The 21,772-nt window shown below is 71.2% G+C and carries 22 protein-coding genes; 13 read left to right on the top strand and 9 right to left on the bottom strand.

The genetic code is table 11. From position 1 onward, the window contains the following. Positions 1 to 45 precede the first annotated feature (45 nt). A complete protein-coding gene (locus H4696_RS29960; RefSeq protein ID WP_086860109.1) occupies positions 46 to 1,374 on the bottom strand; it encodes a carboxyl transferase domain-containing protein in 1,329 nt (442 codons plus the stop codon). Then, a complete protein-coding gene (locus tag H4696_RS29955; RefSeq protein WP_086860107.1) occupies positions 1,367 to 2,794 on the bottom strand; it encodes an acyl-CoA synthetase in 1,428 nt (475 codons plus the stop codon). Before H4696_RS29955 ends, H4696_RS29960 begins: the two co-directional genes overlap by 8 nt. Before the next feature lie 100 nt (positions 2,795 to 2,894). On the opposite strand from H4696_RS29955, the gene tsaB reads away from it, so the two are divergent. From tsaB to H4696_RS29935, 4 genes are all read left to right on the top strand, one after another. Next, entirely contained in the window at positions 2,895 to 3,557 is a 663-nt protein-coding gene (gene tsaB / locus H4696_RS29950; RefSeq protein ID WP_086860125.1) for a tRNA (adenosine(37)-N6)-threonylcarbamoyltransferase complex dimerization subunit type 1 TsaB, read from the top strand. After that, the gene (gene rimI / locus H4696_RS29945) at positions 3,554 to 4,033 is read left to right on the top strand and encodes a ribosomal protein S18-alanine N-acetyltransferase (RefSeq protein ID WP_086860105.1); all 480 of its coding nucleotides are present in this window, start codon (positions 3,554 to 3,556) and stop codon (positions 4,031 to 4,033) included. Before tsaB ends, rimI begins: the two co-directional genes overlap by 4 nt. Then, positions 4,033 to 5,079: a tRNA (adenosine(37)-N6)-threonylcarbamoyltransferase complex transferase subunit TsaD gene (gene tsaD, locus H4696_RS29940; RefSeq protein WP_086860103.1), complete on the top strand. Its 1,047-nt coding sequence runs from the start codon at positions 4,033 to 4,035 to the stop codon at positions 5,077 to 5,079. The genes rimI and tsaD overlap by 1 nt, the downstream gene beginning before the upstream one ends. A gap of 691 nt (positions 5,080 to 5,770) precedes the next feature. Continuing rightward, positions 5,771 to 5,950 (top strand): hypothetical protein, encoded by a 180-nt coding sequence (locus tag H4696_RS29935; RefSeq protein ID WP_143265071.1) that lies wholly within the window; start codon positions 5,771 to 5,773, stop codon positions 5,948 to 5,950. A 393-nt stretch (positions 5,951 to 6,343) separates the two neighbouring features. Here H4696_RS29935 and H4696_RS29930 read toward each other — a convergent pair whose 3' ends face one another. The 4 genes from H4696_RS29930 to H4696_RS29915 all read right to left on the bottom strand — a co-directional run bounded on the left by H4696_RS29930 (position 6,344) and on the right by H4696_RS29915 (position 9,315). Then, entirely contained in the window at positions 6,344 to 6,799 is a 456-nt protein-coding gene (locus H4696_RS29930) for a hypothetical protein (RefSeq protein ID WP_086860099.1), read from the bottom strand. A 309-nt stretch (positions 6,800 to 7,108) separates the two neighbouring features. Continuing rightward, positions 7,109 to 8,260, bottom strand: coding sequence for a non-hydrolyzing UDP-N-acetylglucosamine 2-epimerase (gene wecB, locus H4696_RS29925; RefSeq protein ID WP_086861813.1), 1,152 nt, complete (start codon positions 8,258 to 8,260; stop codon positions 7,109 to 7,111). 96 nt (positions 8,261 to 8,356) lie between these two features. After that, positions 8,357 to 8,536 (bottom strand): LPXTG cell wall anchor domain-containing protein, encoded by a 180-nt coding sequence (locus tag H4696_RS29920; protein ID WP_086861812.1) that lies wholly within the window; start codon positions 8,534 to 8,536, stop codon positions 8,357 to 8,359. Positions 8,537 to 8,547: 11 nt separating this feature from the next. Beyond that, entirely contained in the window at positions 8,548 to 9,315 is a 768-nt protein-coding gene (locus H4696_RS29915) for a choice-of-anchor P family protein (protein WP_086861811.1), read from the bottom strand. Positions 9,316 to 9,677: 362 nt separating this feature from the next. Between H4696_RS29915 and xrtP the strand changes: the two genes are divergently transcribed. Then, on the top strand, positions 9,678 to 10,187 hold the full coding sequence (xrtP, locus tag H4696_RS29910) for an exosortase P (RefSeq protein ID WP_192783088.1): 510 nt from the start codon (positions 9,678 to 9,680) through the stop codon (positions 10,185 to 10,187). Then, positions 10,184 to 11,560, top strand: a complete 1,377-nt coding sequence (locus H4696_RS29905; RefSeq protein WP_086861810.1) for a glycosyltransferase family 2 protein — start codon at positions 10,184 to 10,186, stop codon at positions 11,558 to 11,560. Before xrtP ends, H4696_RS29905 begins: the two co-directional genes overlap by 4 nt. Before the next feature lie 21 nt (positions 11,561 to 11,581). On the opposite strand, the gene H4696_RS29900 is transcribed toward H4696_RS29905, so the two are convergent. Next, positions 11,582 to 13,456, bottom strand: coding sequence for an N-acetylmuramoyl-L-alanine amidase (locus tag H4696_RS29900; RefSeq protein WP_420831518.1), 1,875 nt, complete (start codon positions 13,454 to 13,456; stop codon positions 11,582 to 11,584). Between the two features lie 308 nt (positions 13,457 to 13,764). Between H4696_RS29900 and groES the strand changes: the two genes are divergently transcribed. Continuing rightward, the gene (gene groES, locus H4696_RS29895) at positions 13,765 to 14,058 is read left to right on the top strand and encodes a co-chaperone GroES (RefSeq protein ID WP_004559922.1); all 294 of its coding nucleotides are present in this window, start codon (positions 13,765 to 13,767) and stop codon (positions 14,056 to 14,058) included. 98 nt (positions 14,059 to 14,156) lie between these two features. Further along, positions 14,157 to 15,770, top strand: coding sequence for a chaperonin GroEL (gene groL, locus H4696_RS29890; protein ID WP_086857308.1), 1,614 nt, complete (start codon positions 14,157 to 14,159; stop codon positions 15,768 to 15,770). A gap of 122 nt (positions 15,771 to 15,892) precedes the next feature. Here groL and H4696_RS29885 read toward each other — a convergent pair whose 3' ends face one another. Continuing rightward, on the bottom strand, positions 15,893 to 16,195 hold the full coding sequence (locus H4696_RS29885; protein WP_043792619.1) for a WhiB family transcriptional regulator: 303 nt from the start codon (positions 16,193 to 16,195) through the stop codon (positions 15,893 to 15,895). A gap of 209 nt (positions 16,196 to 16,404) precedes the next feature. Between H4696_RS29885 and H4696_RS29880 the strand changes: the two genes are divergently transcribed. From H4696_RS29880 to H4696_RS29860, 5 genes are all read left to right on the top strand, one after another. Further along, positions 16,405 to 17,349, top strand: a complete 945-nt coding sequence (locus H4696_RS29880) for a MerR family transcriptional regulator (protein ID WP_338078706.1) — start codon at positions 16,405 to 16,407, stop codon at positions 17,347 to 17,349. Positions 17,350 to 17,828: 479 nt separating this feature from the next. Next, positions 17,829 to 18,686 (top strand): hypothetical protein, encoded by an 858-nt coding sequence (locus tag H4696_RS29875; RefSeq protein WP_192782617.1) that lies wholly within the window; start codon positions 17,829 to 17,831, stop codon positions 18,684 to 18,686. Between the two features lie 131 nt (positions 18,687 to 18,817). Continuing rightward, positions 18,818 to 19,414 (top strand): response regulator transcription factor, encoded by a 597-nt coding sequence (locus H4696_RS29870; protein ID WP_003073605.1) that lies wholly within the window; start codon positions 18,818 to 18,820, stop codon positions 19,412 to 19,414. Positions 19,415 to 19,811: 397 nt separating this feature from the next. Then, positions 19,812 to 20,384 (top strand): sigma-70 family RNA polymerase sigma factor, encoded by a 573-nt coding sequence (locus tag H4696_RS29865; RefSeq protein ID WP_072474704.1) that lies wholly within the window; start codon positions 19,812 to 19,814, stop codon positions 20,382 to 20,384. Continuing rightward, on the top strand, positions 20,385 to 21,314 hold the full coding sequence (locus H4696_RS29860) for an anti-sigma-D factor RsdA (RefSeq protein WP_192782616.1): 930 nt from the start codon (positions 20,385 to 20,387) through the stop codon (positions 21,312 to 21,314). It begins immediately after the preceding gene. Positions 21,315 to 21,376: 62 nt separating this feature from the next. Here H4696_RS29860 and H4696_RS29855 read toward each other — a convergent pair whose 3' ends face one another. Beyond that, complete coding sequence (locus tag H4696_RS29855) at positions 21,377 to 21,772, bottom strand: DUF5319 domain-containing protein (RefSeq protein ID WP_086856224.1); 396 nt, start codon at positions 21,770 to 21,772, stop codon at positions 21,377 to 21,379.

Below are 21,772 nucleotides of genomic sequence, written 5' to 3'. Positions count from 1 at the left end.
ATCCAACCACGGATGGACCCGCCGGCGGGCCTGGTCGGACGTCGATCATCGAGCCGGACTCACGACCGCCCGCGCGACGCCCAGGTCCACCAGGTCCTGGGGCCGCAGGTGCAGCCGGTTGGCGATCTCCGGGACCTCCTCCGCCGGCCGCTTGAGGATCGCCGCCGCGGCCTCCGGGGACGTCACCGAGAAGTACGCGTCCGGTGCCACCCACGTCGACTCCGCCGCGGCGAACGCCAGCGCCCCGCCCGAGCCGCCTTCGCCGATCACCAGCGTCGTCACCGGGATCGATGCCGTCGCGACCGCCTCGAACATCGCCGCGATCGCCGGACCCGCGCCCGCCTGCTCGGCGGCCGCGTCGTTCGCCGCGCCCGGGGTGTCGACCAGCGTCAGGACCGGGAAGCCCAGCCGGGACGCCAGCCGCACCAGCCGGGCGGCCGTGCGGAAGCCCGCCGGGGACGTCGGCGTGCCGCACTGCGCCGCGTAGGCGATCGTCCGGCCGTCGCGCCAGCCGAAGCCGCACGCCACGCCCGGGTCGACGCCGCCCGCGCGGTCGCCGCTGATGTCTTCCCGCCAGTCGAAGTACGCGTCCAGGTACTCGGTGGCCCGGGCTCGCTCCGGCGAACGGGCCGCCTGGACCGCCTCCCAACCTGTCGCAGGCAGCGAAGCGGCTCGTAGCGCCGAAGGCGGTGGAGCGGCCGCCGAAGAACGCGCGGTCAGCAGCCGCAGCCAGCGTTCCAGCGTCGAGCCGAGTTCGGCCGGCGCGACGACGGCGTCGGCCTGGCCCCACTCGAGCTTCGCCTCCGCGGTGTACGCCTCCGGGGCTTCCGGCGGCCGCACCCGCGAGCCCGCGAACCCGACCTGCGCCTCCGGCAGCGCGAGCACGACGTCGGCGCCCGCGCCGAGGGTCGCCCAGCCGCCGCCGGTCGTCGGGTCGCGCAGCACCGAGACCTGCGGGATGCCCGCCGCGCGGGTCAGCGCCGCCGCCCGTGCCACGCGCTGCAGCTGCATCAGCGCCCGCATGCCCTGCTGCATGCGGCTGCCGCCGGTCGCGATCAGCGAGACCACCGGCAGCCGCGCGTCGCGGGCGTGCGCGAACGCCGCCTCGATCCGGTCGCCGGTGCGCTGCCCGAGCGACCCGCCGAGGAAGCCGAACTCGAACGCGATCAGCACGGCCTCGACGTCGCCGATCTTCGCCGTCCCGCAGACGACCGACTCCTTCTCGCGGGTGCGCGCTTCCGCCGCGGAGCGGGCTTCGCGGTAACCCGGCCAGCCGATCGGCCCGTCGGCCGGCTCGTCGCGCAGCGGCGTCGGGAACTCCGTGAACCCGTTGGCGATCGCTTCGACGACCTCGCGCGCCGGCAGCCTAGACACCGAGCGCCCGCTTCATGACCTTGCCCATGTCGTTGCGCGGCAAAGCGTCCAGGTACCGGACGACCCGCGGGCGCTTGTGCGGCGCGAGCAGCTTCGCGACGTGGTCGGCCAGCTCGTCGACACTCGGCCGTGCTTCGCCGGACGGGACGATCCACGCGACGATCCGCTCGCCGAGGTCGTCGTCCGGCTCGCCGGTGACGGCCGCTTCGGCGACGCCGGGGTGGTCGAGCAGCGCGTTCTCGATCTCGCCCGCGCCGATCTTGTAGCCGCCGCTCTTGATCAGGTCGGTCGCCTTGCGCCCGACGATCTTGACGTAGCCGTCGGCGTCCCGCGTCGCCATGTCGCCGGTGCGGAACCAGCCGTCGTCGAACGCCGCCGCGGTCGCGTCCGGGCGGTTGAGGTACTCGGTGAACAGGTTCGGCCCGCGCACCTGGATCTCGCCGACGGTCTCGAGCTCGTCGATCACTTCGCCGGCGTCGCCGATCAGCCGCAGGTCGACCCCGCGCAGCGGCACGCCGACCGTGCCGGGCTTGCGCTCGCCGTCGGCGCGGACGCTGGTGTTCATCAGGGTTTCGGTCATCCCGTAGCGCTCGACGACCTGCTGGCCGGTCGCCGCGGTGATCCGCTGGTGGTCGTGCACCGGCAGGGCCGCGGACCCGGACACGAGCAGCCGTGCGCCCTTGAGCGCGGCCGCGAGCGCGGGGTCCGTGCCGACCTCGCCCGCGATGCGGTGGTACATCGTCGGGACGCCGAACAGCATGGTGGCGCCGTTCGCCAGCTCGTGCGCGACGCCTTCGGTCGAGAACCGGCCGAGGTGGCGCACCGAGCCGCCGCGGCGCAGCGGCCCGAGGATGCCGAGGATCAGGCCGTGCACGTGGAACAGCGGGAGCCCGTGCACGAGGACGTCGCCGGACGTCCAGCCCCAGGCGTCTTCGAGGGCGTCCAACGTGGTCGCGATCGCGCGGCGGGGGAGGACGACGCCCTTCGGCGGCCCGGTGGTGCCCGAGGTGTAGACGATCAGCGCGGGCGTCTCGGCGTCGGGTTCTTCCGGAACGGTCGTGGCTTCGCCGGTCAGCGGGATCTCGCGGCGCGGCAGCTCGCCGAGCGCGGCGGGCAGCTCGGCGCCCGGTTCGGCGAGCACCAGCTGCGGCTCGCTGTCGGCCAGGATGTGCGCGAGCTCGCGCTCGCCGATCTTCGGGTTGAGCGGCACGGCCGGCACCCCGGCGAGCAGCGCGGCGACGACCGCCACGCTCGTGTGCACGGTCGGCGTCGCCCAGACGGCGACGCGGCCACGGGGCAGCTCGGCGGCGAGGCTCCCGGCCACGGCGGCGAGGTCGGCGTAGGTGAGAACGTGGTCGCCGAAGCGCAGGGCTTCTCCGGCGGAACCTTCGGCAAGGGTGGGGAACAACGGGGCGGGCACCGCGGGGACCTCCCAGAGTCGGACTCTGATCCGCACGTTACCGTGCGGATCAGTCCCCTGCAGAGACCTGCCGAAGGTGCTGGTCGTAGGCTGGGACACCGTGTTGGTACTGGCGATCGATACCTCGACCCCGGCGGTCACCGCGGGCGTCGTCGAGGTAACCGGCGACGCGGTCGAGACGCGCGGTGATCGCGTCACGGTCGACCCGCGAGCCCACGGCGAGCTGATCACGCCGCACGCGCTGGCCGCCGCCGAAACCGCGGGGGTTGCGCTCAAGGATCTCGACGCGATCGTCGCCGGGGTCGGCCCCGGCCCGTTCACCGGCCTGCGCGCCGGGATGGCGACCGCCGCCGCGCTCGGGCACGCCCTCGGCCTCCCGGTGTACCCGGTCTGCAGCCTCGACGCGCTGGCCGCGGACGTCACCTCGGCCGACCCCTTCCTGGTGTGCACCGACGCGCGCCGCCGCGAGGTCTACTGGGCCGCCTACGACAGCGCCGGGAGCCGCACCGACGGCCCGCACGTCCAGCGCCCGGCCGACCTCGAATCCGACGTCAAGGTCGCAGCCGGAGACGGCGCCGTGCTGTATGCGGAGGCACTCGGCGTCCAGCCGATCGAGCCGCGCTTCCCGTCGCCCGCCGGGCTGGTGAAGGCCGCCCGGAGCGCGTTGCTGGCGAAGGCGGAGCCGGCGCCGCTGACACCGCTTTACCTGCGCCGCCCGGACGCCGCCGAGCCCGCCGCGCCGAAACGGGTGACCGCGAGGTGAGACTCGAGCCGCTGCGCCGCCGGGACATCGCCCGGTGCGTCGAGATCGAGCAGATCCTCTTCCCGGGCGACGACCCGTGGAGCTCCCGCGCCTTCCACTCCGAGCTGGACGCGGGCCACTTCTACCTCGCCGCGCGCCCGGACGAGGGCGACGAACTGCTCGGCTACGCCGGGCTGGCCGTCGTCGGGCGCCGCCGCGGCGAGTACGAGTCCACCGTGCACACGATCGGCGTCGCCCCGGAGTACCAGGGCAAGGGGATCGGCAAGGCGCTGCTGCGCGCGCTGCTGGAGCGGGCCGACGAGTTCGAAGCGCCGGTCTTCCTCGAGGTCCGCACGGACAACACGACGGCACTCGGCCTGTACGAGAGCCACGGATTCGAACGGCTCGGCATCCGGAAGCGCTACTACCAGCCTTCCGGCGCCGACGCGTACACGATGGTCCGCCCGGCGCGGACGCGAGACGGGGTGGCGGGCTGATGTCACGCATCATCATGGGCATCGAGAGCTCGTGCGACGAGACCGGCGTCGGCCTGGTCCGCCTGCACGACGACGGCACGGTCGAGCTGCTCGCCGACGAGGTGGCGTCCAGTGTCGAGCAGCACGCGCGCTTCGGCGGCGTGGTGCCGGAGGTGGCGAGCCGCGCGCACCTCGAAGCGATGGTCCCGACGACTTCGCGGGCCTTCGAGAAAGCCGGGCTCGCCCTGTCCGATGTGGACGCCATCGCGGTGACGGCCGGGCCGGGCCTGGCGGGCGCGCTGCTCGTGGGCGTCTCGGCGGCGAAGGCGTACGCGACGGCGCTGGACGTGCCGCTCTACGGCGTGAACCACCTGGCCGGGCACATCGCGGTGGACACGCTGCAGCACGGGCCGCTGCCCACCCCGTGCCTGGCGCTGCTGGTGTCCGGCGGGCACACGCAGCTGCTGCGCGTCGACGACATCGCGTCGTCGATCACCGAGCTGGGGTCCACTGTGGACGATGCGGCAGGCGAGGCCTACGACAAGGTCGCGCGCGTGCTCGGCCTGCCGTACCCGGGCGGCCCGCCGATCGACAAGGCGGCGAAGAACGGCGACCCGGCGGCGATCGCGTTCCCGCGCGGCATGACCGGCCCGCGCGACGCGAAGAACGACTTCTCCTTCTCCGGCTTGAAGACCGCGGTGGCCCGCTGGGTCGAGGGCGCGGCCCGGCGGGGCGAGGAGATCCCGGTGGACGACGTCGCGGCGTCGTTCCAGGAGGCCGTCGCGGACGTGCTGACGATGAAGGCGGTCCGCGCGGCGAAGGAGCAGGGGATCGGCACCATCGTGATTTCCGGTGGCGTGGCGGCGAACTCCCGCCTGTCGGGTCTGGCGGCCGAGCGCTGCGCGGCGGCGGGCATCGAGCTGCGCGTCCCGCGCCCCCGCCTGTGCACCGACAACGGCGCGATGATCGCGGCGCTGGGCGCGCACGTGGTGGCGGCGAAGCGCCCGACGGCGGCGCTGGACTTCAGCGCGAACCCGGCCTTGCCGGTGAACGTGGTTTCGCTCTAGGAGGCTCGTGAGCGGCTGCCGTCGTCGGCCGTCTGCGCAACACTTGAACTTTTCGAGCAGGTCGCAGTGCCAGTGCCGGACCAGAATGACGAGCGCCATGATCTGTTCATCGCGGTCAGCTGGAGGGAATGGCAGGACGGTCAACGCTGGCACGAGGGCCACGGTGAAGACCAGAATTGGTAGCACCAAGATGGCGTGACCGACCAGCCGAACGGCAATCGGACCGGTCTTCATCTCCGCTGCTCCCGCGGTCTCCGTCACAGCTGGTTGGTTGTCCGCGTACTTGAGAAGCACATCCACGACGGCTTCCAGCGTGGCTGTTCTGAGCCGGATCCGTGGCCTGAAGTCCAGCCCACCAAATGCCGAGTGATCGCCGCCGCTGTTCAGGTACGTTTGCCGGGCGCGTTCCGCCGCCAGGAGGAAGAGCCGGTACAGCAGCTTCCCGTCCAGGTTGGCGGAGTGCCGCAACTGTTCCATGCGCGTAGGCGAGCTGAACCACTTCGGTCGTGTCGAAGGTCGCGGACTCCAGTAGCGGAGCCATCCACCGTGGATCCGGGAGTAGCGGCCGGCCAGGAGTTCCGGATCGCGATCTCGAAGGGTGCGAGGCAGACGTGATGCTGTCGCCCTGAATCTCCTGACCGCCTCTGCCATCAATTCGTTGGCCGCGGTCAGCATGTGGACGGAGACTCTGATGCTGGTGCACACCTCTGGCGAATGGGACGTGCTGAGGACGGCCGACGCCCGTGTGGTCACCCGGCCGGTGGTTCTCATCGCCCGTCGGTTCCCGCTCCCTGGTCTCCTGATCGCCGCGCTGTTCGTCTCCTTTACTGCTGTCCGGCGGCGGCGGAGTTGGCCCGGCCGCGATCGGTGACCAGCTCGACGAGCTGATGGGCGTTCCATCTGGCCCTTTTGTGCGCGCCGGGTAGCAGCCGGACTTGAGCTTTGGCGTCGTTCGGGAACGTCTCCCGGGCCCCGGATGCCGACGCTGACGCCGGCCTTGGCGAACTTGGCGGGTTCAGCGTGGCCGACGCGGCGGGCGACTTCTTCGGGGAAGTCGTTTCTTGATGTAGGGGCGGGCGGCGGCCGCGATTCAGCTACCCCTGTAGCCCGCCAGCAGGTCCGGACGCGGTCGCCGAGTCATCCGAACCTGCCTGCGGACTAGGTGCCCCTACGCGATCACGTGCAGAGTGTCGACTTCGTTGTTGCCCCGCTGTCGCCGGCAGCCCTTCACTCTCTCGATCCGCGGGGCGCCCTGACGATCGATCTAGAGCAGACCGTCAACGCAGTAGGTGTAGCCGCGGTAGCAGGTCTGTTCTGCGAGGTGTTTGTCGTTTTCGTCCGTCATGTAGACCCAGGTGACGTCGGACCCGCCAACGCGGTCGGCACTGAGGGGAAGGTGTGCCTCCCCGGCCCGGTTGGTCCAGAGGCTGGTGCTCTTGAAGTCCAGTGAGGTGTTGCCCGCCCACGCTTGTGCGTAGATCCGCCGGGAGTTGCTGGCTTTGAACGCTCCGATGACGTCGACCGACCGATTGGTGAAGGTGGCCGTACCGTTGTAGTAGCTCTCCCCATACTTCAAGTTGAAGTAACTCACAGGGTAGGCGGTCGTGGCCGCGGTGGCGGGCGCAGCCGCGAAGACCATCCCGGCAACCGAAGCCGCCGCGGCCACGATCGCGCCGACCTTCCTCGTGCCGCTCTTCGCCGTCGCCTTGTCCTTCAGCATGATTCTCTCCCCTGCCATCGTCGCGGCCCGAACAGGAGCCGCGACGAGAACACGCACGGGATGCAGGACCGGTTTAGTCGACGCGAGCGGTCAAGCACAAAAGCTGCCGCCGTTTCAGCCGACTCGTAGTCGACCGACCAAGCCGCGGCCGATGCGGTGGCGTGCCACTGGTGCGACGGGAAACCGCGCCCCGACGTGGTTCGAGCAGCACTGACAGGGGCCGGATGAGGGGCTTGTTGCTCCCTGCCCTTCGGCAGCAGGGTTTCCGTATGCTCGTGGGGTTCACTCGTACGGGCTAGCGAGCAATAGCTACGAGGCGACAGCCTGGTTGCGCGCCGGGGAGCCGACACCCAGCAGCTCCTCGATCGCGGCCACCGCCAGCGTCGCCGCATTGCCTTCGCCGTAGGGGTTTCCGACGTGTGCCGGCCGCAGCTCGCCGCTCAGCAGGCGGGCCGCCGTGTCGGCGATGCGCTCGGTGTCCGTACCGACCAGCCACGCGCAGCCCGCCTCCACGACCTCGACGCGCTCGGTCACGTCGCGCAGCACCAGCACCGGGGTGCCGAACGTCGGCGCCTCCTCCTGGATGCCACCCGAGTCCGTCAGCACCAGCGACGCCAGCCGCAGGGCGCGGACCAGGTCCGGGTACTCCAGCGGGTCGGTGACCGTCACCCGCGGCAGGCCGTCCAGCGCCGCCTCGACCTGGCCGCGGACCTGCGGGTTCGGGTGCGCCGGGAACAGCACCTGCACGTCCGGGTGCTCGGCGACGATCAGCTGCACCGCGGCCAGCGTCCGCTCGAGCGGCTCGCCCCAGGACTCCCGGCGGTGCGACGTCACGAGCACCAGCCGCTCGCCGGCCTCGGCGATTTCCATCTCCAGCAACGCCAGCGCCGTGTCGCGGGCCGGGAGGTCCCGGGCCGCGATCTCCAGCACGGCGTCGACGACCGTGTTGCCGGTGACCGCGATGCGTTGCCGCGCAACGCCTTCCTCGCGCAGCTCGGCCGCCGCGCCGAGGGTCGGGGCCAGGTGCAGCGCCGCGATCCGCGACACCATCTGGCGCGCGCCCTCCTCCGGGAACGGCGCCGCGAGGTCGTGCGTGCGCAGCCCGGCTTCCAAGTGCACCACCGGGATGCCCAGCCAGAACGCGGCGAGCGCGCCCGCGAGCGTCGTCGTGGTGTCGCCCTGGACGACCAGCGCGGCGGGGGCGTGCCGGCGCAGCACGTCGTCGAGCGCGGGGAGCAGCCCGGCCACGAGTTCCGCCTGCCCGCCGGTGACCCGCGGCGGCACGTCCAGCCACGCGTCGGCGGCCAGCCCGAACGGTTCCAGCGCCTGCTCCACCATGCCCGGGTGCTGGCCGCTGTGGACCAGGACCGGCCGCAGCGCCGGGTGCGCGTCGAGCGCCAGCGCCAGCGGCGCGAGCTTGAGCGCTTCCGGCCGCGTCCCGGCCAGCAACATCACATCCACTCCGCGGTGCCCCTTCTCCACATAGTCCAGTTTCCCTGAAAATTTCCACCGCGGGGGCCGCCGGCGTGCGAGGGGCACACGCCGACGGCCCTTCTCTCAATCCCGCGCCTGGGAGAGACGGCGGTTGCGGCGGTGGACGGCGATCAGCGCGGTGGTCCCGAGCAGGACCAGGAGCACGCCGACGGCCAGCCACCACCCGATGTCGGCACCGGTGGCGGCGAGGGTGCCCACCCCGCCACCGGCCACGCCGACCCCGGCGCCCGGCATCTTGTACATGCGGGCCTCGCTCAGGCCTGCGCGGAGCGGCGGCGGAAGATGCGCGTCCCGGCCGGCACCGCGACGGCGCCGAGCAGGCCGAGCCCGATCCACAGGCCGGCACCGGACGCCAGCGGCATCGGCGGCGCGGCCGGGCCGCAGGTCGCCGACGACACGATGACGTCGCCCGAGCCGAGCGCGCCGACGGCCCCGCCGAGCAGCTTCACGTGGATGGCGTTGACCGTGAGGCTGCCGTCCTTGTTCTTGATCTGCTCGTTGAGGATGACCGTCGCGACGTTGATCCCGCCGATCCCGACCTTGACCTGGGTGTTCGGCGCCGGGGTGGCGTCGACCGCGCCGGCGCTGCCGAGGTTCGCGCCGACCAGCGTGGTGCTGCCCTTGACGCCTTCCTGGGTCGCCGTGCAGACCGCCTCGACGGCCTTGGCGCCGACGTTGGGCCCGAGGGCCTTGAGCAGCGGCAGCCCGACGTCGGCGGTGCTCGCCTTCGCGGTCACCGCGCCGGAGTTGTCGTCGCGCTTGGCCTCGGTGTTGATCACACCGGTGGTCAGGATCCCGGTCAGGTTCACCTTCGCCGTGCTGTTGCTCGTCGGGCCCGCGGTGTTCGCGGCCGCGAGGGGCCCCGCCTTCACCGCCGGCTGCCCGAGCAGCGTCACGTCGACGTCCACGCCGTACGCGGACCCGTCACCGGGAGCGGCCGACGCGGGGGCCGCGCCGGCGAGCACGACGCTCGCCACGACCGCGGCGAGCAGGCCGCCGCGGCGCACGAGGGAGCTCTTCATCAACTGTCCTCCGAATTCGCTGGGTTTTCCGGGGGTATCGCGTGACGGCGGCGCGGATCGATCCGGCTTGCCTCGAGTCGGCACGCGAATCGACTATCGCGAAGCGCGGCCCGAATAGCACACAAAATTTCCCTAATCACCGGATCGGGTATGACCTGGTGAAGTTTCCGCAGGTCGTTTTGATACCACTCGGATGGCCTAGCAAGTTCGCGGTCGGATCTGCCGAACGGGCAGCCAAACCACACCTCCGGGTGGAAACGGGGGGCGGTCGTGTTTTACGCTCGCCCCGGGGTCCGCAGCTTGATCCGAGAACCGACACCGAGAGGAACGTCGTGGCCGTAGCGAGCGCTCCGAACGCAGGTATGGCACGGTTCCCGCTGGTCATCGCGCTGAGCGCGCTGGCGGCCGCGGGTGCCGTGGTGGTGCTGGCCGAGCGGTTCTACCGCGAGCTGGAAGTGCGGCTCGCGGGCGCGATCCTCGACGTCATCACTACATCGGGTGTTTATGTCGCTCCCGATCGGGAGTCCGTTTACTTTGGGTTGACGAGCGCTACTCCGTTCGGGTTGAGAATGACGCCGGAATGTTCTTCGGCGTTCCTTTTGCTGCCGCTGATCGTTGTGACCATGATCATGTTGTACTTCCGACCCGCGAATGCGAAGCGGCTCTTCTTTTCGCTCGGTATTTCCGCGCTCGTCGTCGTGCTGGTGAACCAGCTGCGCATTCTCACCATCGTCGGGCTGGTGCACTCCTACGGCACCGACGAGGGCTACTACTGGGGTCACACGCTGCTCGGCTCGATGGTCAGCGTGTTCGGCGGCGCCGTCTCGCTCGTCCTGTTCGTCTGGCTGGCCACGCGGAAGAAGAAGGCATGAGCGTCAAGGTCCTGCTGGCCATCACGCAGGCTTTCGCGCTCACGATGAGCGTGGCGTTCCTGGTCTACGTCGTCGTCATCGTCGTGCCCTACCTGCGCCGCAAACCCGCCCCGGTCGGCGACCCGGCCGAGTTCACGTGGCACTTCTTCGTCCCGTGCCGCGACGAGCAGACGGTCATCCGCGAGACGATCCGCTACCTGCGCACGACGTTCCGCAAGGCGCACGTCTGGGTCGTCGACGACGACTCGGAGGACCGCACCGCCCGCGTCGTCCGGATGCTGTGGCGCCGCCACGGCGGGTACGACCCGTACCTGCACCTGGTGCCGCGCACGCGGCCCGAAGCCAGGACCGGCAAGGGGGACGCCCTCAACGCGGCCTACCGCGCGCTGAACGACTGGATGGGCCCGGACCCCTCGCGCGACGACGTAGTCGTGGTGGTCGTCGACGCCGATGGCCGCCCGGCGCCGAACTGCCTGGAGGTCTGCGCGGCGGACCACCTCTTCGGCGACCCGGAGATCGGCGCGGTGCAGCTCGACGTCTGGATGAGCAACGTTTCGACGCCGCCGCCGTCGCGCAACCCGGTCGGCCGCTGGTTCGGCCTGAAGCTGGCGCAGCTGCAGGACCTGGAGTTCCGGACGGCGATCGCGGCGATCCAGACGTCCCGCGGCTTCACCGGCACGATCTCGATGGGCGGCAACGGCCAGTTCACCCGGCTGACGGCGCTGGACTCGATCGCGGGCAGCACCGAAGAGCCGTGGCGCGGCTCGCTGCTGGAGGACTTCGAACTCGGCGTCCACCTGCTCACCGAAGGCTGGCGCACCGGGTTCACCCCGGATTCCCATGTGGCGCAAGAGGGTCTGTACAGCCTGCGGCGGTTCCTGGTGCAGCGCACCAGGTGGGGCCAGGGCACCATGCAGTGCGCGCGGTACCTGCGCCGGATCTGGGATTCGCCGCACGTCAGCACGCTCGGGGCGGCGGAGATGATGTACTACCTCGCCCAGCCGTGGCTGCAGCTGCTCGGCTCGCTGCTCTACCCGATCCCGTTCGTCCTGCTGGTGGTGAGCACCGCGGGCGACCCGGCGCAGATGTGGACGTGGTTCACCGGCGGCGCCTGGATCCTGTTCGCCATCTACGGCTCGTTCGGGCTGCTGCCGTTCCTCGTCTGGGGCCCGATCTACCAGCTGAAGTGCTTGCGCAGCAAGAACATCCTGCGCGGCATCGGTCTCGGCTTCGCGTACGCGGCCTACATCTACACGTTCTACGTGACGTCGTGGCGGGCGCTGTTCCGGCTGGTCCGCGGCCGCAACGGCTGGGCGAAGACGCGCCGCAACACCGAACAGGCGGCGGGGGCGAAGGTCGCGCTCGACGCGTGAGCGCGACCTCCGCCGGCCGGTCTAGAACGCCGGGACGATCCGGACGTCGTCCGCCTTGACGAACGCGATCCGGTGCCCGAACTGGATCTGGACGTACTTCAGCTTGCCCTTCACCACCACGTGGTCGGCCACGTCGAAGGTGGTCGCCCAGTAGTACTCCGAGCCCACCGTGCCCGCCGACGAGTACTTCTGGCCCGCGGCCAGCGTGTACGGCAACGGCGTGATGGCCTGCACGGTCACGTTCGCCGGGTAGGCCCCCGGCTCGGGGTAGGCGCGGCCGTAAACCGGCACGGTCGCGAGACCCGGCTTCGGCGTCGCGACCCAGCCGAACGCGGGCTTGGCCACGCGGGCGCCGCGGGGGTTGTGGAACCACCCCTTCTGCCCGAGGTACCAGATCGCCGTCCAGTCGCCGCTGACGTCCGCGACGGCGTACTGCTGCCCGGTCGCCACCCGGCTGCCGACGTCCGAAACGTCCATTGTGGAGGGTGTGCCGTCGGTGTGCAGGCCGACGTCCTTCAGCAGCGGCGAAGACTCACTCGGCTCCGAGTGCAGCACGACCGCCTCCGAACCCCGCGGCGCGCACGGCGTCCCGGGGCTGTCGCAGCCGGTGAACACGGGCTGGTTCTTCGCGAAGTCCGGGTCGATGGTGACCAGCGACGAACCGGGCAGCCCGAACCCGCCGAGTGGCGCGCCCAGCAGGTCGAAGTAGTGCGACCAGTCCCAGTAGGGGCCCGGGTCCCAGTGCATGCCCTTGATCGTCGACGGGACCGTGCCCGGCACGTTGTCGTGGCCGATGATGTGCGCGCGGTCGAGCGGGATGCCGTACTTGCGCGCGAGGTAGCCGACGAGCTTCGAGCTCGAGCGGTACATCGCCTCGGTGTACCAGGTGCCCTTCGCGGCGAAGCCCTCGTGCTCGATGCCGATGGACTTGGCGTTGACGTACCAGTTGCCGGCGTGCCACGCGACGTCCTTGGTCGGCACGTGCTGCGCGATCAGGCCGTCGGTGGAGCGGATCGTGTAGTGCCAGCTCACGTACGTCGGGTCCTGGGCCAGTTTGAGGACGCTGTCCCAGTAGCCCTCGGTGTCGTGGATGACGATGTGGTCGATCTTCTGGCTCGCCGGCCGGTCGGCGAGGTCGTGGTTGCCGTAGTCGTCGCCCGGCAGCTCCTGGTAGGGAGCGGGAACGGACTCGCAGGCGACGGTCCGCGGGCACTCGACGTTCGAGGGGTTCCCCGCGTGCGCGGGCACTGGGGTGTCCGGGGCGGCGGCGAGGGTGACCTGTTGGCCGTCGTCGGTGGTCCGGGCGACGCCGGTCTTGATGGTCTCGAAGACCTCGTCGGCGAAGGCCTGCGCGGCGTCGCCGGTGGAGCCGCTGTACCGCGCGACGGCGTCGTACCACCCGGTCTGGCCGGCGTGGTACTTCGCGAGCAGGGCGGCGCCGCCGCGGATGTTCTGGGTGGCGTCGGTGCGGAGCGTCCGCGCGTCGGTCTTCAGCAGCTGTGCGGCTTCGTCGACGGTCTGCAGCCCCGGTGGTGGGGCGGCGGGGCCGGCCTGCGGGTGCAGGGCGGGGCGGGCGTCGTCGCCGCGTGGGTCCTCGGTGCCTTCGTCGTGGTGGGTGGTGGCCACCCCGGCTTCGCGCACGTCGGTGAGGTGCATCGGGCCGTACCCGGCGGAGGTGCTGGGTGTTCCGGCGTTGAAGTCCCAGCGGGACTCCAGGTAGGAGACGCCGAGCAGGACGTTCTCGGGGACGCCGAACTCGTTCGCGGCGGCGGTGAAGTCGCGTTGGCGTTGGCTCGTGGTGTCGGCTTGGGCCGTCGCGGTGGCCAGGCCGGAGAGGAGCGTGACGGCGGCGATGAGCGCCGCGGTTCTCGGGAGGGGACGGGTAGGCATGGGCATAAACCCCCAGGGTTCAGGTGCCAGACGTCAGAACCTAACCAGAAACTCACGCTGGGGGTAAGGGTTGTGCCCGCTCCTCGTCTTCGATCGTTCAACACCGGGGAGACGGCCTCCTGACGGGAAACCGCCGGTCAGGCCCTTGCGTGCGGCGTTTCGGCACGCCGGGTGGACCCTCCTTGCGAAGCTGGCACTCACGTGGCTAGAGTGCTAATCGCACGGCCCGACAGCCCCGGCACCCGCGACGGCGGGGGTGGTAGAGCCGTAACCACATCCTGCCAACGCTTTCGACGACCGTGGAGGTCAACCCGGTGAGCGTGAACATCAAGCCGCTCGAGGACAAGATCGTTGTCCAGACGAGCGAGGCCGAGGAGACGACCGCTTCCGGCCTCGTCATCCCCGACACCGCCAAGGAGAAGCCCCAGGAGGGCAAGGTTCTGGCCGTGGGCCCGGGCCGGATCGACGACAAGGGCAACCGCGTCCCGCTGGACGTGAACGTCGGCGACGTCGTCATCTACTCGAAGTACGGCGGCACCGAGGTCAAGTACAACGGTGAGGACTACCTCATCCTGTCCGCCCGCGACGTGCTGGCCGTCATCAACTGACGTCCGCTCGCAGCGCATGACGCCCCGGGCCCCGCACAACGCCGGGGAGCGGGGCGTTCTTGCGTTCACGACATACCGAAAGGTCAGCGGAACACGCTATGCCCAAGCAGATCAGTTTCGACGAGGACGCTCGTCGCGCGCTGGAGCGCGGGGTGAACAAGCTCGCCGACGCGGTCAAGGTCACCCTCGGCCCGCGCGGTCGCCACGTCGTGCTCGACAAGAAGTTCGGCGGCCCGACCATCACCCTCGACGGCGTGACCGTCGCCCGTGAGATCGAGCTCGACGACCCGTTCGAGAACCTCGGCGCGCAGCTCGCCAAGAGCGTCGCCACCAAGACCAACGACGTCGCCGGCGACGGCACCACGACCGCGACCGTGCTGGCGCAGTCGCTGGTGAAGGTCGGCCTGCGCAACGTCGCGGCCGGCGCCAACCCGACCTCGATCGGCCGTGGCATCGAAGCCGCCGCGGAGAAGGTCATCGAGGTCCTCAAGGCCAAGGCCACCCCGGTCAAGGGCCGCGAGAACATCGCCCAGGTCGGCACGGTCACCTCCCGTGACGCCAACATCGGCGCCCTGCTCGGCGAAGCCGTCGAGAAGGTCGGCGAGGACGGCGTCATCACCATCGAGGAGTCGTCGACCCTGGCGACCGAGCTGGTGATCACCGAGGGCGTCCAGTTCGACAAGGGCTTCCTCTCGGCGCACTTCGCGACCAACCCGGAGGAGCAGAAGGCGATCCTCGAGGACGCCTACATCCTGCTCGTCCGCGAGAAGGTCTCGGCGCTGGCCGACCTGCTGCCGGTGCTGGAGAAGGTCGTCGAGGCCAAGAAGCCGCTGCTCATCATCGCCGAGGACGTCGACGGCGAAGCGCTGTCCACCCTCGTGGTGAACTCGCTGCGCAAGACGATCACCGCCGTCGCGGTCAAGGCGCCGTTCTTCGGTGACCGCCGCAAGGCGTTCCTGGACGACCTCGCGGTCGTCACCGGCGGCGAGGTCATCTCCGCGGAGATCGGCCGCAAGCTGGCCGACGTCGACCTCGGCGCGCTGGGCAAGGCCCGCCGGATCGTCGTCACCAAGGACGACACCACGATCGTCGACGGTGACGGCACCAAGGACGCCATCGCCGGGCGGGTCGCGCAGATCCGCAAGGAGATCGAGACGACCGACTCCGACTGGGACCGCGAGAAGCTGCAGGAGCGGCTCGCGAAGCTCGGCGGCGGCGTCGCGGTCATCAAGGTCGGCGCGGCCACCGAGACCGAGCTGAACGAGCGCAAGCACCGCATCGAGGACGCCGTGGCTTCGACCAAGGCTGCCGTCGAGGAGGGCATCCTGCCCGGCGGTGGTTCGGCGCTGGTGCACGCGGTCAAGGAGCTCGAGGGCGGCCTCGGCCTCGAGGGCGACGAAGCGACCGGTGTCCGCATCGTGCGCGACGCGCTGTCCGCCCCGCTGTTCTGGATCGCGACCAACGCGGGCCACGAGGGCGCGGTCATCGTCAACAAGGTCCGGGAGCAGAGCTGGGGCCACGGCTTCAACGCCGCCACCGGCGAGCTGACCGACCTGCTGGCCGCCGGCATCGTCGACCCGGTCAAGGTGACCCGGTCCGCGGTGGCGAACGCCGCCTCGATCGCGCGTCTCGTGCTGACGACGGAGTCGTCGATCGTCGAGAAGCCGGCCGAGGAAGAGCCCGCCGCGGCGGGCCACGGCCACTCGCACTGAGTTCGACGGAACGGGGCGGCACTCCTGCTGGGGTGCCGCCCCGTTCCGCTGTCCGGAAGCACTCCGGAAAGCACGGAGGGCGGCACCCCACCCGGTGCCGCCCTCCGATGTCTGTGGGGCGCTCAGCCGCCGGACATGCTGAGCGCGCGTTTGTCGGACTTGATGAGGTGCTCGCGTTCGGACTCCGAGAGCCCGCCCCAGATGCCGTAGGGCTCGTGCACCGCCAGCGCGTGGCTGCGGCACATCTCCAGGACGGGGCAGCTCAGGCAGACCGCCTTCGCCCTGGCCTCCCGCCGTGCCCGCGCCGGGCCGCGCTCGCCGTCCGGGTGAAAGAAGGACGCGCTGTCCATCCCCCGGCACGACCCTTCGAGCTGCCAGTCCCACATGTCGGCGTTGGGTCCTGGGAGCCTGCGCGTGTCTGCCATCCTGACCGCCTCCGTCAATCGGTCGATGCCGCTAGCTGCTCTGCTGTGGTGCCGATACTCCATTCGGTGCAACGGCGGTAACGTTAGAAGCGCGCCAATAGTTGTTCAAGCGATCCGGCCTGATTCAGCCGTTAGGCATCCCCCGGATGTGTGAGCAGGCATTTCGCCTCCGGTTGCCGACTCCGCTGAGTGCCTGGATATTGAGGCTCGTGGGAGCTGGGTCGGGCACCGAAGAACCCACCCTGCCGGTGGCCTCCGTCGCCCGCCGGCTCGGGGTCGCCCCGTCCACCCTCCGAACCTGGGACCGCCGCTACGGGCTGGGCCCCAGCCGCCACACGGACGGCCGCCACCGCCGCTACGGCAGCTCCGACATCGGCCGGCTCGAACTGATGCAGCGAGCGCTCCTCAGCGGCGCTTCGACGGCCGAAGCCGCGAAGTACGCCCTCGAGCAGATGCCGCGCTCCGGGCCGCCGCAGCCGGAGGAGCCCGCGGAACCCGCCGGCGCGGCGGTGGCCGACGACGGTTCGGAGATCCGCTCCCGGCTCGCCCGCCGGCTGAGCACGGCGGCGCTGGCGATGGACGTCGGCGCGGTTCAGCGCATGCTCGCGGACACGATCACCGAACTCGGCGTGCTCCCCGCGTGGACCGGCGTGCTCGAGCCGGTGCTGTCGGCGCTGGGCGCCCGCTGGCGCGGGGTGAGCGCGGGGGCGGAGGTCGAGTACCTGCTCGCGGAGTGCGTGTTCGCGGCCCTGGTGCGCGCGACCCCGGTGCTGGACGAGCCCCGCAACACCCGCCCGGTGCTGCTCGGCTGCGTCCCGGAGGAACGCGACAGCATGCCGATGTACGCGCTGGCGGCGTCGCTGGCCGGACGGCGGATCGGCGCCCAGCTCTTCGGCGTCCCGCTGCCGGCGGAGGTCCTGGCGGTGGCGGTGCGGCGGAGCGCGCCGGCCGCGGTGGTCCTGTGGGCGAACCGGCGCGGCGTCGCGGACACGCGGCTGTTCGCGCGGGTCTCACGGGGACGGCAGCGGATCCGGCTGTTCGCGTGCGGCCCGGGGTGGGACCCGGCGGCGCTGCCGGACAAGGTGGAGCTGCTGGCCGACCTGCCGGGCGCGGCGGACCGCATCGAGCACGTCCTGGTGGGCGGGCGCCACTAGCTGTGCCCTCGGCCTGTTCGCCGCCCGGGTGGCGGCCGGGCTGGTGCGCGGGGACTCGGCTCGCGGTCGCGCGGTCTGCTCGGCGTCGCGGGGACGTCATGAACGGGTCGTTCACCTCACCAGACGACCTGAACGAGTCGTTCACGACATCACGGCCGGGGTCCCGGCAAAGTCACGCGGCCGGGCCGCTCCGCCGTCGGTGCCCCGCTCGCCCGACGTCCTGAATGACTCATTCAGGTCTTCGGAGGTCCTGAATGAGTCATTCAAGACGCTGGTGCACCGCTGCGGGCTGCACCGACGCGACTTTGCCGGAGCCCTGACGTCGGGTGCGGTGAACGACCCGTTCATGACGTTTTCGGGCCGGTGTTGCCGGCGACCTTGGCGGAGCTGTCGTCACCGGCAGGGGGAGTCCTCCGGTCCGGGGCGGCCGGCGGCAGTTCGATCATGTTTCTGTCGGTGGGAACCGCTAGAAAGGACGGGTGCACGAACCCGCCCTGAGGGCCGCCGCGTTCGGGAGTGACCCGCTGCCCGATCCCGCCGTCCTGCGCGGCAGCGGCGGCAGCCCAAGGGAGCGGCTGCTCGCCGCGATCGTGCTCGGCGCCCAGGGCCGCTACGCGGCCGCCGCGACCCTCCTCGACCGCCTCCGGGCAGACCGCGACCCCCTCACCGCCGCCCTCGCCGCCGCCACCCTCGCCTCTCACCGGCGGCAGCTGGGCGGCCACCGCCAGGCCCGCGCCCTCGACGGCGAGGCCTTCGCCAAAGCCGCCACCCTCGACTCCGCCCCGGACCCCGACGGCCTCGACGCCGCCGGCGCCCGGGCCGACGCGCTCCTCGGCCTCGCCGCCGACAACCTCGCCCTGGGCCGGCAGAAGGCCGCCCGGCGGCTCGCCGCGCGGGCCGCCGAGCAGCACGCCGGGTGGCGGGCCTGCGTCCGCGGGGGCTGGGTGGGGGCCGAGATCGAGCTCGCCGCAGGTCAGGGCGCTGACGCCGTCCCACATGCCGAGCGCGCATTCGAAACGGCGCTCGCGCGGGGTGCGCGGCGGCACGCGGTGAAATCCGGGATTGTGCTGGCAGTCGCCGTGCGGGCGGCCGGGCGTCCCGATCACCGGGAGATTTCGGACGGTCTTGTCGGAAATGCGATGGCGACCGCGGAGGAATGCGAACTGCTTTCACTTTTGTGGCCCGCCGCCCTCGTCGCGGCCGACCTGCGCCCAGGACACGCCGAGGAGTATCGATTCAGAGTCGCCCAGGTGTTGCACGCAGTGTTACGAAGCGCAGATCCTTGCGGGAGGAGGATCGCGGGGGAATCGCCATGGGTGCCCGACCCGGGTGGTTGAGCCGTCGGAATGGGGTGTTCCGGCATCCGGGCTAAGAAACTTCAAAAAAAGCCACCGGATCGTGTCAAGGTTCGGGCTAAAGCGTCCGATAGGGGAAGAGGAATGTCACCCGGCTGCAGGAAGGAAACCCCGTGACGACGGTCTTGATCTGCGATGACCGACGCAGTGTCCGTGAAGGGCTCACCCGAGTGATGTCCGCGGTCCCTGGGGTCAGTCGCATCGACTGCGTAGCGCACGGTGACGAGCTGCTGGCCCGGTACTCCCGTCAGCCCGTCGACGTCGTGCTGGTCGGAACGCAGCGCGCGGTTCCGACAGGTGTCGAAGCCACCCGGCGGCTCGTCTCGGCCAACCCCCAGGCGAACGTCATCGTCTTCGGCGCCCCGGACGACGCGGGCAGCATCGCCGCCGCGATCGCCGGCGGTGCGCGCGGCTACCTCCGCTGGGACGCGTCCCGGCCGGAGCTGGTCGCCGCCCTCGCGCACACCCTCGCGAGCACTTCGGTGCCCGCGCCCCGTCAGCCGTCCGACCCGGGCGTCCAGCTGACCGAGCGCGAGCTCCAGGTGCTCCGCGGGATGAGCCAGGGCAAGAGCAACGGCCAGATCGGCCGCGAGCTCTACCTGTCCGAGGACACGGTGAAGACCCACGCCCGGCGGCTGTTCCGGAAGCTCGGCGTGCGCGACCGCGCGCAGGCCGTGGCTCACGGCTTCCGCCGCGGCCTGGTCAGCTGACCCCGTCCCCGCGGCAGTTCTCCTCGATCCTGACACGGCCGGAATACAGGTGACGACGGGCCAGGGCGCACCGCCCTGGCCCGTACCTGTGTGGTCCCCATCACACTCCGGCGCCCGATGAGGCAGCCCCCGCGACGGTTCGCCGCCGCGGCACCCGTCCCTCCGACGGATCTCGTACCCGTGACCCGGTTCGCTCGTTGAATCGTCGACCAAGGCCGCGGGTTTGCAGGAAAATCCGTATTTTCGCGGCTCCGGGAGTCACGCCGCGCCCGGGAACACCGCGCGCGTCGGCCCGGAGCGGACCGAAGGTACGGTAGCGGTCACCGGTTCGAGGTGGAGGCGACCACGAGCCGGGTTCTTTGCACACCTACGCGTAACACTGGGACTGTTGTCTGCGATGGCCAATGTGGGGGATGGACTGGATGAACCGGTCGCCGCTGCTGTCGAGGGAGATCCCCAGGCAGTGGAGCGGCTGCTGGCTGCTATCCGTCCACTGGTAGTGCGGTATTGCCGCGCTCGGGTTGGCAGGCAGGAGCGATCGTTCGCTTCGGCGGACGACGTTGCGCAGGAGGTGTGTCTCGCGGTGCTCACGGCATTGCCCTCGTACCGCGATCAAGGCCGCCCGTTCCTGGCCTTCGTCTACGGGATCGCCCAGCACAAGGTGGCCGACGCGCACCGCGCGGCGGCGCGCAACCGAGCCGAGCCGGTGGCCGAGATACCCGACGAGATCGAAGGTGGGGTCGGCCCCGAGCAGCGCGCGCTGCAAGGTGAGCTGAACGAGCGGATGTCCCAGTTGTTGCAGGTGCTGCCGGACAAGCAGCGGGAGATCGTGGTGCTTCGCGTGGTTGTCGGCCTGTCGGCGGAGGAGACCGCGGACGCGGTCGGCTCCACCCCCGGTGCCGTCCGCGTCGCCCAGCACCGCGCCCTCGCGCGGCTGAGAAAGGTCCTGGCCGCGGAGGAGGTGATCTGAGTGACCGGTCACGAGAGAGGTTTCGAGCCGGACGACGTCTTCGGCAGTGGCCTGACGGCTTCGGAGGCGGAATTCGCCGCCGACCTGTCAGCCGTGCAAGCCGATGACGCGCTGCTCGACGCGCTCGGAGGGTCCGACCCGGCGCTGGCCGACGGCCTCGGCGACCAGGAGCTGAACGCGTTGCTGGTCGCGTGGCGAAGAGACATCGACAGCGAGCCGCTGGCCGAGCTCGTCGACGTCGACACCGCCGTGCGCACCGTCAGCACCGCCGCTCTCGCGAAGCGGCACGCCTCGAGCGGACGCCGCCGCAGGCTGCTCGTCCCCATCGCCGTCGCCGCCGCCGTGCTGGCGATCGCGTTCACCGGGACCGGGCTGGCCGCGCGCTCCGCGGAACCCGGCGACACCCTCTGGGGCCTCGCGAAGGTCCTGTACTCCGATCACACCCGCTCGGTCGAGGCCGCCGCGAACGCGAAGCTCGACCTCGAGAAGGCGAACCTGGCCATCGCCGGCGGCAACCTCGACGCCGCCCGCGAAGCCCTCGACGCCGCACAGGCCGCGCTGTCCCAGGTCAGCGACGAGGACAACCGCGACCAGCTGATGGAGCAGCACCGGCAGCTCGCCGCACAGCTGCAGAACCCGGAAGCGCCGGTCCAGGGCCCGATCCAGACCTCGGTGCCGACGGTGCCGCCCGGCGCGTCGTCGACGCAGGTGCCGCCGGCGGGCTCGGCGACGTCCATCCCGGGCAGCGGCAGCGGCACCACCAGCCTGCCGGGCAGCGGGACGCCGACCCCGACGCCTCCGCCGCCCACCACCGAGACCCCGACCCCGACGCCCACCCCGCCGCCGACCACGACGGGCGCGACGGGGAACGAACCGGGCACCCCGCGCAGCGAGACCGCGGGCGAGCAGCAGAGCGTCGGCGGCGAATAACGGCTACGAAAAAGCCCTGGTGAGCAAACTCACCAGGGCTTTTTTCGTCGGTGCGGAGGCGCTCAGTAGGCGCTTTCGTTGGCCGTCACGCCGTCGGCGAAGCCGCGGCAGTAGTCCCAGCTGACGTAGTCGCCGGGGTTCGGGTCGTAGGCCGGCTCGTGCGGGCGCATCCGCCCGTCGGCCAGCAGCTGCTCGAGGCTGGCCCGCAGCAGGTGCCAGTCGTGGTAGTGCGGTTCGTCGCATTCACCGCAGTCCACGACGATCCCGCGTACCCCGCGGGGTTCGAGGAGCGCCTGGTAGACGGCGAGATCCGAGAGGTCGGCCAGCAGTTCGGTGCGTTCGGAGTCGCTGATCGGCTCGTCCAGCCGGTCCTCGTCGTCACCGAAGGCGCGGGCCGGGTCGTCCGGATCGTCCGCGAACGGGTCTGGGGGCAGGACATCGTGCGCCACGGCCTGCAC

The sequence above is a fragment of the Amycolatopsis lexingtonensis genome, from assembly GCF_014873755.1.
Taxonomy (GTDB): Bacteria; Actinomycetota; Actinomycetes; order Mycobacteriales; family Pseudonocardiaceae; genus Amycolatopsis; species Amycolatopsis lexingtonensis.
Note: the sequence above shows the minus strand (reverse complement) of the source record. Positions and strands in the feature narration are given on the sequence as shown.

Bases quoted from the DNA above. Each gene is read 5' to 3' on its own strand.
- tsaD (WP_086860103.1), top strand. From the start codon at position 4,033: ATGTCACGCATCATCATGGGCATCGAGAGCTCGTGCGACGAGACCGGC.
- H4696_RS29935 (WP_143265071.1), top strand. From the start codon at position 5,771: ATGCTGGTGCACACCTCTGGCGAATGGGACGTGCTGAGGACGGCCGAC.
- H4696_RS29930 (WP_086860099.1), bottom strand. From the start codon at position 6,799: ATGCTGAAGGACAAGGCGACGGCGAAGAGCGGCACGAGGAAGGTCGGC.
- H4696_RS29920 (WP_086861812.1), bottom strand. From the start codon at position 8,536: ATGTACAAGATGCCGGGCGCCGGGGTCGGCGTGGCCGGTGGCGGGGTG.
- H4696_RS29915 (WP_086861811.1), bottom strand. From the start codon at position 9,315: ATGAAGAGCTCCCTCGTGCGCCGCGGCGGCCTGCTCGCCGCGGTCGTG.
- xrtP (WP_192783088.1), top strand. From the start codon at position 9,678: ATGGCACGGTTCCCGCTGGTCATCGCGCTGAGCGCGCTGGCGGCCGCG.
- H4696_RS29905 (WP_086861810.1), top strand. From the start codon at position 10,184: ATGAGCGTCAAGGTCCTGCTGGCCATCACGCAGGCTTTCGCGCTCACG.
- H4696_RS29900 (WP_420831518.1), bottom strand. From the start codon at position 13,456: ATGCCCATGCCTACCCGTCCCCTCCCGAGAACCGCGGCGCTCATCGCC.
- groL (WP_086857308.1), top strand. From the start codon at position 14,157: ATGCCCAAGCAGATCAGTTTCGACGAGGACGCTCGTCGCGCGCTGGAG.
- H4696_RS29885 (WP_043792619.1), bottom strand. From the start codon at position 16,195: ATGGCAGACACGCGCAGGCTCCCAGGACCCAACGCCGACATGTGGGAC.
- H4696_RS29865 (WP_072474704.1), top strand. From the start codon at position 19,812: ATGGCCAATGTGGGGGATGGACTGGATGAACCGGTCGCCGCTGCTGTC.